Source organism: Xanthomonas sp. LMG 12459, assembly GCF_009192905.1.
In the GTDB taxonomy this organism is placed as follows: Bacteria; Pseudomonadota; Gammaproteobacteria; order Xanthomonadales; family Xanthomonadaceae; genus Xanthomonas_A; species Xanthomonas_A sontii.
Map to the genome: position 1 here is coordinate 1 of NZ_NSGT01000080.1, position 17,800 is coordinate 17,800.

Genomic DNA, 17,800 nt, shown 5'->3' on the forward strand with positions numbered 1-17,800 from the left:
GTTCGACAAGATCAAGGACAGCGACTACCTGCCGGCCTTCGAAGAGGGCATGAAGCAGCACCTGGCCGAGATCCGCAAGATCGCCGACAACCCGGAACCGGCCACCTTCGCCAACACCCTGGAAGCGATGGAGCGCAGCGGCGAGACCCTGACCCGCGTGTCGCGCATCTTCTTCGGCCTGGTCCAGGCCGACACCAACGATGCCCGCCAGAAGATCCAGGAAGAGATCGCGCCCAAGCTGGCCGCGCACCAGGACGAGATCAGCCTGGACCCGAAGCTGTTCGCGCGCATCAAGAGCCTGTACGACCAGCGCGACACGCTGACCCTGGACCCGGAGCAGAAGCGCCTGGTCGAGTACGAATACCAGGAGTTCGTGCGCGCCGGCGCGCAGCTGTCCGATGCCGACAAGGCCACCCTGCGCAAGCTCAACGTCGAAGAGACCACCCTGGCCACGCAGTTCCACACCAAGCTGGTCGCGGCCACCGCCGCCGGTGCGGTGGTGGTGGACGACAAGGCCAAGCTCGACGGCCTGTCCGACGGCGACATCGCCTCGGCCGCGCAGGACGCCACCGCGCGCAAGCTCGACGGCAAGTACCTGCTGGCCCTGCAGAACACCACCCAGCAGCCGGTGCTGGCCTCGCTGAAGGACCGCGACCTGCGCCAGCAGGTGATGGCCGCCTCGCAGTCGCGCGCCGAGAAGGGCGATGCCAACGACACCCGCCAGACCGTGCAGCGCCTGGCGCAGCTGCGCGCGCAGAAGGCCAAGCTGCTCGGCTTCGACAGCTACGCCGCCTACAGCCTCAGCGACCAGATGGCCAAGACGCCGGCCGCGGCGCTGAAGCTGCTCACCGACACCGTGCCCGCCGCCACCGCCAAGGCGCGCAGCGAAGCGGCCGAGATGCAGAAGGTGATCGACGCGCAGAAGGGCGGCTTCAAGCTCACCGCCGCCGATTGGGACTTCTACGCCGAGCAGGTGCGCAAGGCCAAGTACGACCTCGACGAAGCGCAGATCAAGCCGTACTTCGAACTGGACAACGTGCTGCAGAACGGCGTCTTCTACGCCGCCAACCAGCTGTACGGCCTCACCTTCAAGGAACGCACCGACATCCCCACCTACCACGACGGGATGAAGGTCTATGAAGTGTTCGACAAGGACGGCAAGTCGCTGGCGCTGTTCTACACCGACTACTTCAAGCGCGACAGCAAGTCCGGCGGCGCCTGGATGGACGAGTTCGTCGGCCAGAACGGTCTGACCGGCACCAAGCCGGTGGTCTACAACGTCTGCAACTTCACCAAGCCCGCCCCGGGCCAGCCGGCGCTGCTGAGCTTCGACGACGTCACCACCATGTTCCACGAGTTCGGCCATGCGTTGCACGGCATGTTCTCCAACGTGAAGTACCCGACCCTGGCCGGCACCGCCACCTCGCGCGACTTCGTCGAGTTCCCGTCGCAGTTCAACGAGCACTGGGCGTCGGATCCGAAGGTGTTCGCGCACTACGCCAAGCACTATCAGACCGGCGAAGCGATGCCGGCCGACCTGGTGGAGAAGATCAAGAAGTCGCGCACCTTCAACCAGGGCTACGCCACCACCGAGTACCTGTCGGCGGCGCTGCTCGACCTGTCCTGGCACACCCTGCCGGCCGACGCGCCGCTGCAGGACGTGGACAAGTACGAGGCCGACTCGCTGAAGAAGTACAAGGTGGACCTGCCGGAAGTGCCGCCGCGCTACCGCACCACCTATTTCGACCACATCTGGGGCGGCGGCTACTCGGCCGGCTACTACGCCTACTTCTGGTCGGAAGTGCTCGACGACGACGCGTTCCAGTGGTTCAAGGAGCACGGCGGCCTGACCCGCGCCAACGGCGACATCTTCCGCGCCAAGATCCTCTCGCGCGGCAACACCGTCGACCTGGCCACCCTGTACCGCGACTTCCGCGGCAAGGACCCCAGCGTCGAGCCGCTGCTGGAAAACCGCGGTCTGAAGAACTGATCGGCGCTGCGCCGACCGGGTGTGTCGAGAACGGGATGGCCTTGCGGCCATCCCGTTTTTCGTTGGAGTGTCCGGATACTCTATCCACCACAAGGAGATGCTCATGAAGGGACGCTGGAGTGTCGGTATGGCGCTGCTGGGCGCCTGTTTTGCGGCGTCTGCCGCAGGGCGATTGGACATCCGACTGGAACACGCGCAAGCAGCCAGTGAGAGCACGGGCACAGCGGTCATCACGATCACCCTGGCCAACGTGGGCGATCAGCCGATCGCGGTGCCGGATGCCGATATCCCCGAGGTGAACCGCGACGGGCGACTGCAAGCGAATGTGTTACGAGTGCTGCAGGAAGACGGAAGCCTGGTGGATTACCATGGCATTTACGTGAGTCGGTTGCCGGGTTCGACGCCCGACGTGATCCTGTTGCCGGGAGAGTCGAAATCCGCGACGGTTGATCTGTCCCGGAACTACGGGATTGTCCCTGGACGCCGCTACTTGGTGGCTGTGCAGCCTTTGTTGCGGTACCGCGAACTTCCGGCGAAAACTTCCGCGAATGTTTCCGGTCAGGTGGGTTCCCTCAAGGCCGCTACGTCCAACCGCATCGAGGTCATGCCGTAGGCATCGGCCGACGGCGTGACTGCCGTTCTTTTGCTCGCACGCTGACGCGCGCTGCGGCCGGGGAAGGGCGCGCCCGAATCGCCTGGTGGCGGTGTCTAAACAGTGCGGCATGATCGCTACTGATTTATCCATCCGATGCATGAGAGTATCGAAGCATGATGTTTGCCATGGCGCTCCTGGCGGGTGCGGCGCTGGGGTCGGCGCATTTCAGCGCATCGCGGCCGCAAAGCTTCTCCAACGTCTGTCGCATCGAGGAAGAGGGGGAGTTGCTGGGGATGACGCTATGGATCCTGCCTGCCGTCGATGGCACTCGGCTGTTGATCCAGCGCTACGAGGGCGGGCCTTTGACGCCGGCCTTGTTGTCGACGCGCGTCGAAGACGGAAAGCTCGTGGTGTACTCCGACCGGAACGAACCGCTTTACGCGGTGCGTCGCGACGGTAAAGGCGCGCGGATCACCTATCTCGATGGCGAGCAAGGGAGTGATGGCGGAAACGAGGAACGTCTGCCTCCGGTCGTCAAAGTGGGCGAGTTTCCGGACTGCAAGTAGTTGCCGTCTGCATGGTGTCGGCAGGCGTCTGTGCCGGGCGGCGCCATGCCTTTCGTCACTGGCCCCGCGAGCCGCAGAGCGCGCACTGTCGCGATGGCACGACCCGTGCCGCCCTCGCTCGCCACAGGTGCCCCATGACCCACGCCGATCCGCATGCCACCCGCCTGCAGCGCGCCGCGCGCTGGAGCCGCAAGGAACTGCTGCCGATGGTGGTGATGCTGTTGCTGCTCACCGCCGCGCGGTCGTCCTTCGCCAATCACTATGTGGTGCCCTCCGGCTCGATGCAGCCATCCCTGCAGCCCGGCGATCGCGTCGCCGTGGACATGAGCGCTTACGGGCTGCGCGTGCCGTTCACCGAGTACCGCGTGTTCGAACGCGGCCGGCCGCAGCGCGGCGATGTGGCGGTGTTCGATTCGCCGCACGACGGCACCCGCCTGATCAAGCGCGTGGTGGCGGTGGCGGGCGATCGTGTGGATGTGCGCGACGGCCATCTCGCCATCAACGGTCAGCCACTGCAGGTGGGCGCGGCCGGCGATGCCGAGCGCTTCGGCGCGCGCATCGCGCGGCTGGATCTGGACGCGGGCGGCGGCCCGGATCTGCACGACGTGCGGGTGCCGCCCGGCAAACTGCTGGTCATGGGCGATCATCGCGGCGACAGTTTCGATGGCCGCTATTTCGGCTTCGTCGATGCCGACAGCGTCTACGGCAAGGCGCTGGCGGTGTTCTACCGCCGCGGCGAGGGATTCGAGTGGGCGCGGCTGTAGGGCACCGCGCGCAATGACGCGATCTGATCCGTAGGAACGGCTTCAGCCGCGACAGGCGTTACCGGGAGTGCCTGTCACGACTGAAGCCGCTCCTGCGGAGGCAACCTGCTGGTGCCGCGGTGCCGTCAGAAGCCCTCGCACCACACCGCCAGCTCGTAGCCGTCGCGGTCGGCGAAGTGGAAGCGGCGCCCGCCTGGGAAGTCGAACAGCGGGCGCACGATGCGGCCGCCGGCGGCTTCGATGCGCGCCTGGGTGGCGGCGAGGTCGTTGGAGTACAGCACCACCAGGGCGCCGCCGGGTTGCGGCGTGCCGTGGAAGAAGCCGCCGCTCAGGCGGCCGTCGCGGAATTCGCAGTAGTCCGGGCCGTAGTCCTGGAAGGTCCAGTCGAAGGCCTGGCCGTAGAAGGCCTTGGCCGCGGCGATCGAGGCGACGGCGAATTCCAGATAGTCGATGCGGTGATGCTGTTCGGCGCGGGACATGGGCGGTTCCTTTGGACGGGGCGCCAGTATCGACCACGGTGCGGCTGCCGACTTGGCGAAAACGGCCAGCTCAGCGCGCGTGCCGCTGCACCAGGTCGCGCGGGCGCAGGCCGGTCAGTTGCCGGCTGTCGCGCACCAGGTGCGGTGCGTCGCCGTAGCCGGCCTCAAGGGCGGCCGCGGTCAGGCTGGGATGCTGGCGGACCAGGCCCAGGAAGCGTTGCAGGCGCAGGATGCGCTCCAGTGTCTTGGCGCCGTAGCCGAACGCGTCGTGGCTGCGTCGCCGCAAGGTGCGTTCGCTGACGCCCAGCGCATGGGTCAGCGAGTCCAGCCGCGGCGGTGCGTCGCCGGCGAGTTGTGCGAACAGCCAGGCCATCGCGGAGTCGCGGTGCAGCGGCCGGCTCGCGCACAGCGTGTGCAAAGCCGTCAGCGGATCGGCGGTGTCTTCCATCCGTGCCTGCCAGTCGCGGCCGCGGACGCCCCATAGCGCCTCTAGTGGCACACGCTGGTCAGCGATGGCGTGGAGCGGCACGCCGAGCAGGCTGGCGCCGGCACCGGCGGCCAGGCGCACGCCGGTGAGCACGCTGCCTGACGCCAATATGGCATCGGTGGCGCGGCGGTCCGGCCCGGCCACGAACAGGGCGCGGCCGTCCCAGATCAGGTCGACGCAGCCATCCGGCAGCACCTGCGTCGCGGCGGTCTCGGCTTCGCCCTGGCGGAACCGCCAACTGCAGCGCAGGCGGTCGCGCAGCGCCGGGGGTGCGTCGGCTTCGGCGTAGCGGGAGGGCAGGGACACGGGCGGTCGGTGTGCAGCGGGTGTGCCACCACGGTAGCAGAGCCCAAGGGCGGCGCTGACGCGCGGCGTGCGCGGCTACCGCTCCGAGGGCCCGCTCTCGTCGTAGCCGCGCGGGGTGAACAGGTCTGGCTGGATCAGCTCGATGAAGGCGCGTGCCTGCGGCGACAGGTACTTGCCCTTGCGCACCACCACGCCGTAACTGCGCGCCGGGAAGTAATCGCCCAGGGCGCGGGTGGCCAGGCGCGCGCGGTCGGCGTCGGTGAGGCAGATCGAACTGACGATGGACACGCCCATGCCCATCGCCACGTACTGCTTGATCACTTCCCAGCCGCCGACCTCCAGCGCCACGGTGTAGGGCACGCGCGCCTGCTGGAACACCAGGTCGACCAGGCGATAGGTGACCTGGCGCCGCGGCGGCAGGATCAGCGGGTACGGCGACAGGTCCTCCAGGGTCAGCCTCGGCTTGCGGGCCAGCGGGTGGTCGGGCGGGGCGATCAGCAACTGTTCGAAGCGGTACACCGGGGCGTAGCTGAGGTCGGCGGGGACGTCGAGCATGGAGCCGACCGCCAGGTCCACCGCGTCCTCGCGCAGCAGGTCGGTGCCGTCGGCGCTGATCGCGTTGTGCAGGGTCAGCCGCACCTGCGGGTGGCGGGCGCGGAAGGCCTCCACGATCTTCGGCAGCAGATAGAGGATGGTGGAACTGTTGGCGGCGACGTTGAGTTCGCCGGCGTCCAGCCCGCGCGCCTTCTCGCGGAAATCCGCCTCCAGCCGGTCCAGGCTCTCCACCAACGGCTGCGCCATCTCGTACAGCAACTGGCCCTCGCGGCTGGGCACCAGGCGCCGGCCGCTGCGCTCGAACAACACCACGCCCAGTTCGCGTTCCAGCGCCTGCAACTGCAGGGTCACCGCCGGCTGGCTGACGAACAAGGCCTCCGCGGCGCGCGACACCGCCCCCAGCCGCACCGTCTGGCAGAACGCGCGCAGCGGCTTGAGCCGGTCGGATTTGTAGGGAAATCGAGGGGTTGCAGCGCTTCCCGTGGCCATGAGGTGATGGATATAAGGTGTACTTATATAAATCATTGACAAAACTGCTTTGTCAAATACATGCGTCGGCAGCACGGTGGAGCCCCGGAAACATCGAGGAATCCCCACATGTCCGCCCCCGCTTTCGCTGCCGCTCCCGACCCGTCCACGCGCTCCACGCCGGGTATCGCCCTGACCGCCTCGCTGGCCGGCCAGGACGCCTTGCTGCCGCCGCCGCTGCTGGCCCTGCTGGTGTCGCTGCACCGGGCGATCGAGCCGGAGCGGCAGGCGCGGCTGGCCGCGCGGCGCGAGCGCCAGGCGATCTTCGACGCCGGCGGCCTGCCGGACTTCCGCGACGACACCCGCGCGATCCGCGACGGCGACTGGCAGGTGGCGCCGCTGCCCGAGGCGCTGCAGGACCGCCGGGTCGAGATCACCGGCCCGACCGATCCGAAGATGGTCATCAACGCGCTGAACTCCGGCGCCAAGGTGTACATGGCGGACTTCGAGGATTCGACCGCGCCGACCTGGCGCAACCTGGTCGCCGGCCAGCGTGCGCTGGCCGAGGCGGTGGCCGGGACGCTGACCTTCACCGCGCCGGCCGCGCGCGACGGCAGTCCGGGCAAGCGCTATACGTTGCGGCCCTACGAGGAGCAGGCGGTGCTGATCGTGCGCCCGCGCGGCTGGCACCTGGACGAGAAGCACGTGCTGGTCGACGGCCAACCGCTGGCCGGTGGCCTGTTCGATGCGGCGCTGTTCGCCTTCCACAACGGTCGCGCGCTGCAGGCCAAGGATCGCGGTCCGTATCTGTACCTGCCCAAGCTGCAGTCGATGGAGGAAGCGGCGCTGTGGGAGACCGCACTGGCCCACATCGAGGACATGCTCGGCCTGCCGCAGGGCCAGATCAAGGTCACCGTGCTGATCGAGACGCTGCCGGCGGTGTTCGAGATGGACGAGATCCTGCATGCGCTGCGCGGGCGCATCGTCGGCCTGAACTGCGGCCGCTGGGACTACATCTTTTCCTACCTGAAGACCTTCCGCCGGCATCCGGACCGGGTGCTGCCCGAACGCGGCCAGGTGACCATGACCCAGCCGTTCCTGAAGGCCTACTCGGAACTGCTGATCCGCACCTGCCACCGCCGCGGCGCGCATGCGATGGGCGGCATGGCCGCGCAGATCCCGATCGGCCACGACGAGGCGGCCAACGAGCAGGCGATGGCGCGAGTGCGCGCGGACAAGCTGCGCGAGGTCACCGCCGGCCACGACGGCACCTGGGTGGCGCACCCGGCGCTGATCCCGATCGCCCGCGCCGTGTTCGACGAGCACATGCGCACGCCGAACCAGCACGCGGTGCGCCGCGATGACGTGCAGGCCGACCGCGACACGCTGATCGCCCCGTCCACCGGCACCATCACCCGCGCCGGCTTCGAGGGCAACATCGAAGTGTGCGTGCGCTACCTGGCGGCGTGGCTGGACGGCAACGGCTGCGTGCCGATCCACCACCTGATGGAGGACGCCGCCACCGCCGAGATCAGCCGCAGCCAGCTGTGGCAGTGGCTGCACGTGGGCGGCCTGCACCTGGACGACGGCACCGCCATCGACTTCGCCCTGTTCGACGCCTGCCTGCGGCAGTTGCCGGCACGGCTGGGCGAGCGCGCGCTGCTGCCGGGCGGGGCGCGCGTGGACGCGGCCATCGCGCTGCTGGATCGGCTGACACGCGACGAAGAACTGGCCGATTTCCTGACCTTGCCGGCCTATCAGTTGATCGATTGATTGGAAGCCGGGAGTGGGGAGTCGGGAATGGGGAATCGTGAAAGCGATGTTCCCGCGTCGGACCCCTTCCATGCCGGCCACGCCTTCAATCCAGCCACACCCCCACCGTTTCATCGCTGCATCCATTTCGAGGAGAACGCCAGATGAGCACCACGCTGCAGACCGCCGAACAGATCCAGCGCGACTGGGACACCGATCCGCGCTGGGCCGGGATCACCCGCAACTACACCGCCGCCGACGTGGTGCGCCTGCGCGGCACGGTGCACGTGGAGCACTCGCTGGCCCGGCTCGGCGCCGAGAAGCTGTGGAAGTACCTGCACGAAAAGGACTTCGTCAACGCGCTGGGCGCGCTGACCGGCAACCAGGCGATGCAGCAGGTCAAGGCCGGGCTCAACGCCATCTACCTGTCCGGCTGGCAGGTCGCCGCCGACGCCAATCTGGCCGGGCAGATGTACCCGGACCAGTCGCTGTACCCGGCCGACTCGGTGCCGGCGGTGGTCAAGCGCATCAACAACACCCTGCTGCGCGCCGACCAGTTGCACCACGCCGAGGGCAAGGACGAGATCGACTTCCTGCAGCCGATCGTGGCCGATGCCGAGGCCGGCTTCGGCGGCGTGCTCAATGCCTTCGAGTTGATGAAGGCGATGATCGAGGCCGGCGCGGCCGGCGTGCACTTCGAGGACCAGCTGGCCTCGGTGAAGAAGTGCGGGCACATGGGCGGCAAGGTGCTGGTGCCGACCCGCGAGGCGATCGAGAAATTGAACGCCGCGCGCCTGGCCGCCGACGTGATGGGCGTGCCGACGCTGCTGGTGGCGCGCACCGATGCCGAGGCCGCCGACCTGGTGACCAGCGACATCGACCCCAACGATCGCCCGTTCACCACCGGCGAGCGCACGGTCGAGGGCTTCTTCCGCACCCACAAGGGCCTGGACCAGGCGATCAGCCGCGGCCTGGCGTACGCGCCCTACGCCGACCTGATCTGGTGCGAGACCGGCAAGCCGGATCTGGAGTTCGCGCGCAAGTTCGCCGAGGCCATCCACGCCAAGTTCCCCGGCAAGCTGCTGGCCTACAACTGTTCGCCCAGCTTCAACTGGAAGAAGAACCTGGACGACGCCACCATCGCCAAGTTCCAGCGCGAGATCGCCAGCTACGGCTACAAGTTCCAGTTCATCACCCTGGCCGGCTTCCATGCGCTGAACTACTCGATGTTCAACCTGGCGCATGGCTACGCGCGCCGGCAGATGAGCGCCTTCGTCGAACTGCAGGAGGCCGAGTTCGCCGCCGCCGACCGCGGCTTCACCGCGGTCAAGCACCAGCGCGAGGTCGGCACCGGCTACTTCGATGCGGTGACCCAGGCAATCCAGCAGGGTCAGTCCTCGACCACCGCGCTGAAGGGCTCGACCGAGGAAGAGCAGTTCCATGGCGAGAAAGCGGCCTGACCTGCAGCCAGGCGCGCCGATCGATCGCCCCTCCCTGGCAGGAGGTGGGAAGCCCGGGTTCGCCCGGGCTTTTTTTCATGCGCTGCCGTCGGCGGAACGGCGCTGTCTACCGCGTGCGACAGATCGCCGCAGCGGCGGCTTGCGATGTCTCTTGCAGGGGCGAGATTGCCTGTGAAACGTATCGTGAGCGCGGCGTGTAGGTGCTATGCTCCGCGGACAGGGCCAGCGACGTCACATTAGGGGGCCGGATGAGCTGCGACAGCGCCGCATCCACCGCACGCGGCACAATTTCCAACGCTGCGGTCGCTCCGAAGCCGAACGAGCTGGCGGTGCTGACCGCCGCAGAATTGCGTCTGTTTTCCGAGTTCGGTCGCGCCCGGACGGTGCGCGCCGGCGATGTGCTGTTCCGCCGTGGCGACGGCGGCAGCGCGATGTTCGTGATCACCAGCGGCGTGATCGATCTGGATTTCGGCGAGGACCTGGTGGTCAAGCACCTGGGCCATGGCGAGTTCTTCGGCGAGCTGGGCCTGCTGATCGGCAACCACATGCGCAGCGCCGACGCGCTCGCCGCCAGCGACGGCGCCCTGGTGGAACTGGACCACGACGACTTCCAGCGCCTGGTCGAGCGCGACCCGGGCGTGGTCGCCTACTTCCTGCGCCGCACGATCATGCGCGTGGTGATGAACGAGCAGACCCTGATCCGTCAGCTGCGTCGGCGCAACCGCGACCTGGAAGCGGCGCTGGACAACCTCTACGCCACCACCCACCAGCTCAGCCAGACCGAGGAACTGGTGCGGACCGACGAACTGACCGGCCTGCACAACCGCCGCGGACTGATCCTGCGCCTGCAGGAGTGTCGCCGCGATGGCCGCTCGCCCGGCCCGGGCCTGCTGCTGATCGACTGCGACCGCTTCAAGCACATCAACGATGCCCACGGCCACCTGGTTGGCGATCGCGTGCTGCAGAACGTCGCCAACATCCTGCGCTCGGTGGCCGGGCCGGACGACACGGCGTGCCGCCTGGGCGGCGACGAGTTCTGCCTGCTGGTGGCCGCCGGCACGGTCGAGGACCTGCGCCGCATCGGCGAGTTCGTGCTCGCCACCGTGCAGAACCTGCTGGGCGTGCCGCACCCGGCGCCGCACATCTGCCCGGTCAGCATCGGCATCAGCCGCGTCGATCCGCATTCGGACTGGAACGACTGGTACGCCAACGCCGACGCGGCGCTGTACGAAGCCAAGCGCCAGGGCGGCAACCGGCTGTACTGGCACGACCTCACCTCCGCCCCCTGCTGAGCTACCGCGTCCCCGCCGAGCCGCCGCCATGACCGATGCCACCGCACCACAGCCCGAGGTCCCGCAGCTGCGCACCCTGCTGCTGACCGACCTGTGCGACTCGGTGGCGCTGGTGGAAAAACTCGGCGACGCCAACGCCGCCGAGCTGTTCAAGCTGCACGACTCGCTGGTGCTGGAACTGCAGCAGCGCTGGCGCGGCCGCCTGATCGACCGTTCCGACGGGCTGCTGCTGTTGTTCGAACGGCCGATCGACGGTCTTGGTTTCGCCCTGGACTACAGCCGCGGCCTGCATGCGCTGGGCGCGTCGCGCGCGCTGGACCTGAAGGTGCGCGCCGGCCTGCATGTGGGCGAAGTGCTGACCTGGCGCAACAGCGACGCCGCCGTGCAGGTGGGCGCCAAGCCGCTGGAGGTGGAAGGCCTGGCCAAGCCGACCGCGGCGCGGCTGATGACCCTGGCCCGGCCCGGGCAGATCCTGCTGTCGGCGGTGGCCGAGTCGCTGACCCACCGCGCCGCGCGCGAGCTGGGCGAACGCGGCGAGCGCCTGCTGTGGAAATCCCACGGCCGCTGGCGCTTCAAGGGTGTGCCGACCCCGCTGGAGATCTACGAAGTCGGCGAGATCGGCCACACCCCGCTGCGCGCGCCCAAGCCCACGCCCAAGGCCTGGCGCGACATCCCGCTGTGGCGGCGGCCGGCGGCGCTGGCGGCGGAAGCGGCGCTGATCGCCGCGTTCGCCGTCGGCGCCTGGTTCGTCACCCGCCCGCAGCCGGCCATCGCCTTCGCCGAACGCGACTGGGTGGTGGTGGGGGATTTGCGGAATCTGACGGGCGATGCAGTGCTGGATGATTCCCTGGAGCAGGCGTTTCGCATCAGTTTGGAACAATCGCGCTATGTAAACGTCCTCAGCGATCTCAAGGTCCGCGATACATTGAGCAGGATGCGGCGCGACCCGGACAGCACCAAGGTTGATCGCGTCATCGCCTCCGAAGTCGCGATGCGCGATGATGCGCGTGCGGTCATTTTGCCTACGATTGCAGAGATAGGTGGGCGCATCCGCTTGAGTGCGGAGATAGTGGATCCGCGTACACAGACCACCGTTGCAGTAGAGTCCGCGGATGGGAAGGGACTTGGCTCCGTATTGGGTTCCGTCGACCAGGTGGCGACTTCGTTGCGCCAAGGTCTTGGCGAAGCCATGGATAGCATCAGCAGCAATTCTGCTCCCCTTCCAAAAGTTACGACCAGTAGTCTTGATGCTTTAAGAGCCTATGCAGTCGCCATAAACTTCTACACCCGTCGCGACTTCAAGAGCGCGCTGCAGTACTTTCAGAAAGCGATCGAGCTCGACAACGAGTTCGCGCTAGCCTATATGGGCATCATGCGGGTGTATGTATCCATCTCCGATAACGCCGCAGCGCAGCCCTATTTATTGAAGGCAGCTTCGCTTCGCAGCCATTTACCGCCCCGCGACGCGCTTTATCTGGATGCTTGGGAAGCGGAGTTTCAGGCGGACAACTGGCGTGTAGCGCCGGCCAAGTGGAAGATGCTGGCTGGCATGTATCCGGATTTTTATGCGGGAATTGCAGAAAGCGCCTGGTACCAGTTCAATTCTGGAAACTACGATGCCTCATTGAGTGAAGTCGATGGATTCGCGGTGCAGCAAAATCCTTTAAGGGATGTTGCCTTCGAGCTAAAGGGACGTTCGCTCTTGGCTAAAGAGGACTATGCGGATGCCGTTGCCGCATTTTCGACGGCCGAAGACATCGGTGGCTACAAAAAGACGAGATATCACGCGGCAGCGTTAGCCGCATCTGGAAATTTTTCTGACGCACGGAAAATACTCGACTCCCTTTCCATGAGCGGCATGGGCGGGGATGGCATGCTCAGCATCTTCGAGAAAGTAGCCGTTACAGTGGACCAAGGCAGTCTCGAAGATGCGCGGGTACTGGCAACACAAGCGGCAAGCGGATCCTCAGATGTTCCTCCCCTGCCCAAATATCCGCTGAGGGTTATGGCTAGTACGATCAAGTACCTGGTCGAGCCCGATGCCATGGACTTGGCCGGTCTGGATCGGCTGTTTGACGAAATAATGAGGGAGGTTGCCGAGGGCGATGTCCGCGACCGCGACGACCTGTTGGTGAATGCTCTTGCGGTCATCAGGTTGGCGCAAAGAGCGGGCCATGTCGCCGCGAGTGACAGGATGCTCGCATCCTTGCTGCCACTTGCTACAAAGACCAGCAACCCTGTTGTGCATCAGTTCGTCGCGATTGCAAAGGCGGAAAAGTTGCGGCTTATGAAGGCCCCCGATCAGGCGGTCAGCTATCTCTCTACCAAAATCGACGGTAACGAACCTTTCCAGATGCACGTTGCCTTGCGCGATGCGCTTTATGCGGCAGGACAGTACAAGCAGGCGCTGCAACAGGATGACTGGATAGCCCGCCACCGCGGATTGGCTTACGCGGAGCCGTTCGGAGGCCAGGCTTTCCAGAGTATGAACATCGCCGATTGTACTCTCGCCCACCTGAGCTCGGCGCGGACCTGGGGCGCCATGGGCGATGCGCAGCAGGCGCGGCAATCACTCTCGAGCTTTCGCCGCGACTGGCCTGTAGACAGGCTTCCCGATTACTTCCTGCGAAGGCTCGAATCCACTTCTCCGGCCTCGAAGCAGTGAACGACATGGTAGGCCGTTTTCGATGTCAGGGATTCAATCAGAAGATCTTTTGCAGCTGCCAGTTCTTCTTTGGGCGCAAGGTTCTTGACATCAAGACACTTGTCTTTACCCAGCGCCACTTGAATGATGTCCTCGGGAACCCCGACTTCTTCCATCGCCTTTGCGGGGTCGGTGACAAACAAGTTGCGGAACGCGTCGTCGCTGGATAGCTTGTCGATCAAGTTATAGGCGGCGTCGTGACTAAACGGAGTGTATTCGTCATTCTGGCTCATTGGGGTCCCCTGATTTTGTAGTCATGCGACGCAGGCATACGGTCGCGGTTGCTCGGTGGATCTTTTGAAGAATTTTTATTGTCGTGGAAGTCCTTTGTTGAGGGTTTATGCGGTTACGTCGGTGTGCAATCGTATTCTTTGAAAATCGCGAAAGTGTGTCCGTGGATGTCAGGTCGCTCCTGTCGGGGGGGAATGGACTGGCGCGCGAGCGACGTTGGCTGGCCCTGGCCGCGCATGTGGACGGCGAGATAGACGTGAGCGAAGTCGAACGCGAAATCCTGGGGGATGTGGGTCCTGGCGAATGGATCGACGATGCGCGATTAGAAGGCTATCCGAAAGAAGCCGTCAAGAGGCTCTTGTCCCATGGTCTGCTGATTAGCGACGACGAGGATTGCGAGCACCGGCGGCGCGACGACGCGCTCCGCTGCGGACACTGGTGGCCCATGGCCGCGTTGATGCACCGGCATAGCCGTTGGCAGTCGGTGGACAGCGTAACGGCAATGGCCGAGGGCGAGATGACGACCGCTGTGGAGTTGCGAACCAAGCTGGGTGCGCCGCCGCCTGCGGTAAGCGAACGTGGTGATGCACTGAATCGGATACGGATGCCGCGTTTGCCTGAGGACGAGTTTGATGGCCTGCTCGCAAGGCGAACGACATGCCGCAACTTCGACATCCAGCGCTCACTGTCGCAGGAGTTGCTTGCGAGAATGTTGCAGCGCGCTTTGATGGCGCACGCCCAGGTACGCGTACAGGAAGATACCGTCTTTCTTAAGAAGTACGTTCCCTCCGGGGGAGGGTTGCATCCGGTAGAAGCGTATTTGCTGGTGAATCGCGTCGAAGGCTTGGCCCCGGGGTTGTATCACTACCACCCGATCGAACACGCACTGCAGCCTCTGCCGCCGCCGGAAGCGCCGTTGGACGTATTTGCCAGATTGGCACTTGCAGGTCAGCACTGGTTCGCTGATGCGCCGGTCATGATCGTTCTGGTATTGCGGTTTTCACGCAGTTTCTGGAAGTACCGACTGCATGCCAAGGCATACCGAGCGGTGCTTTTGGACATAGGACATATCTCACAGATGCTGTACGTGAGTGCCACGCAGCTGGGCTTGGGAGCGTTCGTGACATCCGCCATCAACGAGGCCGACATCGAGAAAGCTCTGGCTTTGGACCCGATGCAACAAGGTGTGGTGGCGGTCTGCGGCTTTGGCTGGCGCGGCGAAAAAATGGAGACCAGTGAGTTCGACCCAAGAAACGAGGTGTGGTCTAAGGACGGTTGAATATCAAAGGTGATTTAAAAGCGTACCCTCGGGTGCCGGCTTGCATTCGAAGGAGACCTGTCTGATCGTGCAGCGCGTCGACAGTGTTGTGCTAGCAGTCTAATCCTATCATTTGGTCAGTCGTGCATTGGAGCCGATCGCGACCAGGCATGATGCGCTACCGGGCCTGATAGCAGAAGCATCGGCTGGCCAACATGGCACTCCAATGCTCATGTATTGCTGGTGCTCATTACACGCTTTGAGCGAAGCTTCTGGAGGTGCTGACGGCATGCAAAAGCATCGCTTGCCACTATTTTCGATGTCGGTGATATCGCCAAGAAACCGTATCCGAGCGCGACCGAGCTTGGTGTGGACGCATTCGTGAATTCAGCGATTAACGAAGTGAAAATCTAAGCGCATTTGGTGTTGGATCCGATGCAAGAAGGACCGATGGCTATTGGCGGATTCGATTGGCGAGCTGACGAGATTGGAAAAGTGAGTTGGATCCATTGCGCAAGGCGCGGCTCGAGAAATAAGAGTGAGCGGCGAAGCACATATCGGGTGCGCTAGACTCGGAAGAAGTGGCGCGCCGACGGTAAGTTCCTGGCGATCTGATACAAAAAAACACCCGGCGAGCCGCTGCTCGCCGGGCTTTTCCTCAGAGTAAGGTCTAATTGTTTTTGTTGACAAATTTCTTGGACAATTTTCCGGATTCAAAATAGTGTGGATTCTGGAATGCGGTCGGCGCTTGGACTAATTGCAGTTGCTGAGGTAGTCGGCCACCTTCAGGTGGCCCTAATAAGGGAGGCGCGTAGCGCCGCCGTAGCCGCTTTTAGCAGCTCACATCTCTAAAGCCCCCAGCTTTGCCGGGGGATATTTACTCGGCCGATGTCGTCGCCATGTCGGCACGCGGGACGGCGCGCGGCGTGACCGCGCGCTGCGCCGTGCCGCCGTGCCGACACGATCGTCCCGGCCGGGCCTCAATGCAGCGGAACGCTTTCCACATCGTCGCGCTGGTGCCTGCCCAGCCGCCCGACCATCGCCGCACTGTCCGGGTTCAGTCCCAGCACCTGGACCTGCGCGCCGTGGCGGCGGAATTTCATCACCACCTGGTCCAGCGCGCCGATGGCGCTGATGTCCCAGACGTGCGCGTCGCTCAGATCCAGGGTGACCCGTGCCGGCGCGTGGGCGAAGTCGAAGGCACCGGCGAAGCCGCCGGCCGAGGCGAAGAACAGTTGGCCGCGGATGCGGTAGGTGTGGCCGCCATCGGCGTCCTCGCTGCGCGCGATGTGCAGCATGCGCCCGACCTTGCGCGCGAAGAACAGCGCCGACAGCAGCACGCCGGTGAGCACGCCGCGCGCCAGGTCGTGGGTGGCCACGGTCACCGCGACGGTGCCGAGCATCACCACGCTGGAGCTGGTCGGATGGGTGCGCAATTGCGCCAGCGAGCGCCAGCTGAAGGTGCCCACCGAGACCATGATCATCACCGCCACCAGCGCGGCCATCGGGATCTGCCGCACCCAGGCGCCGGCGAACACCACCAGCAGCAACAGCACGCTGCCGGCGACCAGCGCGGACAGCCGGCCGCGCCCGCCGGACTTCACGTTGATCACCGATTGCCCGATCATCGCGCAGCCGGCCATGCCGCCGAACAGGCCGCTGACGATGTTGGCCACGCCCTGGCCCACGCATTCGCGGTTCTTGTCGCTGGGCGTGTCGGTCATGTCGTCGACGATCTGTGCGGTCATCATCGACTCGAGCAGGCCGACCACGGCCATCGTCGCCGCGACCGGGAACACGATCCGCAGCGTTTCCAGCGTCCACGGCACGGCCGGCAGCAGCAGGCTGGGGAGGCGATCGGGCAGTTGTCCCTTGTCGCCGACGGTGGGCACGTGGATGCCGAAGTACAGTGCCAGCCCGGTCAGCAGCACGATCGCCACCAACGGCGGCGGCACGGCCAGGCCGCGCGTCCAGCGGTGCCCCAACAGCAGCGCCGCGGCGCCACCCAAGGCGACCGGCAGCAGCGTCCACGGCGCCATGCTACCGGCGGTCAAGGCGGCGCCCAGCACCAGCAGCCACAGGCCGATACCCGGGAAACTGCGCTGCGACAGCCAGGGCAGGCCGTAGATCAGCAGCAGACCCAGCGCGACCAGCGGGTAGACCGGGACGGGCACGCCGATCAGTTCGGGCAGTTGTGCCATGAAGATCAGGATCGCCAGCGCATTGACGAAGCCGGTGATCACCGAGCGCGAGACGAAGCGCATCAGCGCGCCGAGCTTGAACAGCCCGGCCAGGATCTGCAGCACCCCGGTCAGCAGCGTGGCCGCGAGCAGATAGGGCACGCCGTGCTCTTTGACGAGGCCGATCATCAGCAGCGCCATCGCGCCGGTGGCGGCGGAAATCATGCCGGGGCGCCCGCCGGCGAAGGCGATGGTCACGCAGATGCAGAAGGCGGCATAGAGGCCGATTTCGGGATCGACGCCGGCGATGATCGAGAACGCGATCGCCTCGGGAATCAGCGCCAATGCCACGACCAGGCCGGCGAGCACGTCGCCACGGAGATTGCCGCACCAGGACTGGCGCAGGGAAGAGGAAAATTTCAAGGTATACGCTCCCGACACCGCCCTGTCGCAGGGCAGCGCTCGCTGTATGCAATGGAAAACCAACAACTTGCGGCCTGCCGTCGAGGCGGGCCGATGCAAGCTGCGGGTGTCAGGGTGGCGTCATGGGAAGCGCGTAGTGAGAGAGCGGCGCGAGCAGGCGCGCGGCCAGTATACGCGATGGCTGCCGCCGCGCCCGCTGTGACCGCCTGTACGCTGCCACCGCCACCGCCGCCGCACGACTCACGTTGCGCTCACTTTCGCCGCGCAGAATGTGCGGATCGCAACGCCGT

At 65.6% G+C, this 17,800-nt stretch carries 14 protein-coding genes; 9 read left to right on the forward strand and 5 right to left on the reverse strand.

Annotated elements, in window-relative coordinates; genetic code table 11:
• The 4 genes from dcp to lepB form a co-directional block, all read left to right on the forward strand.
• On the forward strand, window positions 1–1,990 hold a 1,990-nt coding region (dcp, locus tag CEK65_RS16135; RefSeq protein WP_152182333.1), incomplete at its 5' end, for a peptidyl-dipeptidase Dcp.
• Between the two features lie 103 nt (window positions 1,991–2,093).
• On the forward strand, window positions 2,094–2,603 hold the full coding sequence (locus CEK65_RS16140; protein ID WP_226980609.1) for a hypothetical protein: 510 nt from the start codon (window positions 2,094–2,096) through the stop codon (window positions 2,601–2,603).
• A 155-nt stretch (window positions 2,604–2,758) separates the two neighbouring features.
• Window positions 2,759–3,151: a hypothetical protein gene (locus CEK65_RS16145; RefSeq protein WP_152182335.1), complete on the forward strand. Its 393-nt coding sequence runs from the start codon at window positions 2,759–2,761 to the stop codon at window positions 3,149–3,151.
• Window positions 3,152–3,285: 134 nt separating this feature from the next.
• Window positions 3,286–3,915: a signal peptidase I gene (lepB, locus tag CEK65_RS16150; protein ID WP_152182336.1), complete on the forward strand. Its 630-nt coding sequence runs from the start codon at window positions 3,286–3,288 to the stop codon at window positions 3,913–3,915.
• 125 nt (window positions 3,916–4,040) lie between these two features.
• On the opposite strand, the gene CEK65_RS16155 is transcribed toward lepB, so the two are convergent.
• The 3 genes from CEK65_RS16155 to CEK65_RS16165 form a co-directional block, all read right to left on the reverse strand.
• Complete coding sequence (locus CEK65_RS16155; RefSeq protein ID WP_152182337.1) at window positions 4,041–4,394, reverse strand: VOC family protein; 354 nt, start codon at window positions 4,392–4,394, stop codon at window positions 4,041–4,043.
• Between the two features lie 70 nt (window positions 4,395–4,464).
• On the reverse strand, window positions 4,465–5,187 hold the full coding sequence (locus CEK65_RS16160; protein ID WP_152182338.1) for a helix-turn-helix domain-containing protein: 723 nt from the start codon (window positions 5,185–5,187) through the stop codon (window positions 4,465–4,467).
• A gap of 75 nt (window positions 5,188–5,262) precedes the next feature.
• On the reverse strand, window positions 5,263–6,231 hold the full coding sequence (locus tag CEK65_RS16165; protein WP_152182339.1) for a LysR family transcriptional regulator: 969 nt from the start codon (window positions 6,229–6,231) through the stop codon (window positions 5,263–5,265).
• A gap of 108 nt (window positions 6,232–6,339) precedes the next feature.
• On the opposite strand from CEK65_RS16165, the gene aceB reads away from it, so the two are divergent.
• The 4 genes from aceB to CEK65_RS16185 all read left to right on the forward strand — a co-directional run bounded on the left by aceB (window position 6,340) and on the right by CEK65_RS16185 (window position 13,379).
• Window positions 6,340–7,983: a malate synthase A gene (aceB, locus tag CEK65_RS16170; RefSeq protein WP_152182340.1), complete on the forward strand. Its 1,644-nt coding sequence runs from the start codon at window positions 6,340–6,342 to the stop codon at window positions 7,981–7,983.
• Between the two features lie 143 nt (window positions 7,984–8,126).
• Window positions 8,127–9,422, forward strand: a complete 1,296-nt coding sequence (aceA, locus tag CEK65_RS16175) for an isocitrate lyase (RefSeq protein WP_017908067.1) — start codon at window positions 8,127–8,129, stop codon at window positions 9,420–9,422.
• Window positions 9,423–9,670: 248 nt separating this feature from the next.
• Complete coding sequence (locus CEK65_RS16180; RefSeq protein ID WP_152182341.1) at window positions 9,671–10,714, forward strand: GGDEF domain-containing protein; 1,044 nt, start codon at window positions 9,671–9,673, stop codon at window positions 10,712–10,714.
• 28 nt (window positions 10,715–10,742) lie between these two features.
• Window positions 10,743–13,379 (forward strand): putative peptide modification system cyclase, encoded by a 2,637-nt coding sequence (locus CEK65_RS16185; protein ID WP_152182342.1) that lies wholly within the window; start codon window positions 10,743–10,745, stop codon window positions 13,377–13,379.
• Here the strand turns inward: CEK65_RS16185 and CEK65_RS16190 are convergent.
• Window positions 13,331–13,651, reverse strand: coding sequence for an NHLP-related RiPP peptide (locus CEK65_RS16190; protein ID WP_081613457.1), 321 nt, complete (start codon window positions 13,649–13,651; stop codon window positions 13,331–13,333). The two genes, CEK65_RS16185 and CEK65_RS16190, sit on opposite strands and share 49 nt — an antisense overlap.
• A 107-nt stretch (window positions 13,652–13,758) precedes the next feature.
• Here CEK65_RS16190 and CEK65_RS16195 point away from each other — a divergent pair, with 107 nt between their 5' ends.
• A complete protein-coding gene (locus tag CEK65_RS16195; protein WP_152182343.1) occupies window positions 13,759–14,928 on the forward strand; it encodes a putative peptide maturation dehydrogenase in 1,170 nt (389 codons plus the stop codon).
• Between the two features lie 959 nt (window positions 14,929–15,887).
• Here the strand turns inward: CEK65_RS16195 and CEK65_RS16200 are convergent.
• Window positions 15,888–17,510 (reverse strand): SulP family inorganic anion transporter, encoded by a 1,623-nt coding sequence (locus CEK65_RS16200; protein ID WP_152182344.1) that lies wholly within the window; start codon window positions 17,508–17,510, stop codon window positions 15,888–15,890.
• Window positions 17,511–17,800: the final 290 nt, after the last annotated feature.

Excerpts from the sequence above, each read along its gene's own strand:
- CEK65_RS16140 (WP_226980609.1), top strand. The coding sequence starts at position 2,094 with ATGAAGGGACGCTGGAGTGTCGGTATGGCGCTGCTGGGCGCCTGTTTT.
- CEK65_RS16145 (WP_152182335.1), top strand. The coding sequence starts at position 2,759 with ATGATGTTTGCCATGGCGCTCCTGGCGGGTGCGGCGCTGGGGTCGGCG.
- lepB (WP_152182336.1), top strand. The coding sequence starts at position 3,286 with ATGACCCACGCCGATCCGCATGCCACCCGCCTGCAGCGCGCCGCGCGC.
- CEK65_RS16155 (WP_152182337.1), bottom strand. The coding sequence starts at position 4,394 with ATGTCCCGCGCCGAACAGCATCACCGCATCGACTATCTGGAATTCGCC.
- CEK65_RS16165 (WP_152182339.1), bottom strand. The coding sequence starts at position 6,231 with ATGGCCACGGGAAGCGCTGCAACCCCTCGATTTCCCTACAAATCCGAC.
- aceB (WP_152182340.1), top strand. The coding sequence starts at position 6,340 with ATGTCCGCCCCCGCTTTCGCTGCCGCTCCCGACCCGTCCACGCGCTCC.
- aceA (WP_017908067.1), top strand. The coding sequence starts at position 8,127 with ATGAGCACCACGCTGCAGACCGCCGAACAGATCCAGCGCGACTGGGAC.
- CEK65_RS16180 (WP_152182341.1), top strand. The coding sequence starts at position 9,671 with ATGAGCTGCGACAGCGCCGCATCCACCGCACGCGGCACAATTTCCAAC.
- CEK65_RS16185 (WP_152182342.1), top strand. The coding sequence starts at position 10,743 with ATGACCGATGCCACCGCACCACAGCCCGAGGTCCCGCAGCTGCGCACC.
- CEK65_RS16190 (WP_081613457.1), bottom strand. The coding sequence starts at position 13,651 with ATGAGCCAGAATGACGAATACACTCCGTTTAGTCACGACGCCGCCTAT.
- CEK65_RS16195 (WP_152182343.1), top strand. The coding sequence starts at position 13,759 with ATGCGGTTACGTCGGTGTGCAATCGTATTCTTTGAAAATCGCGAAAGT.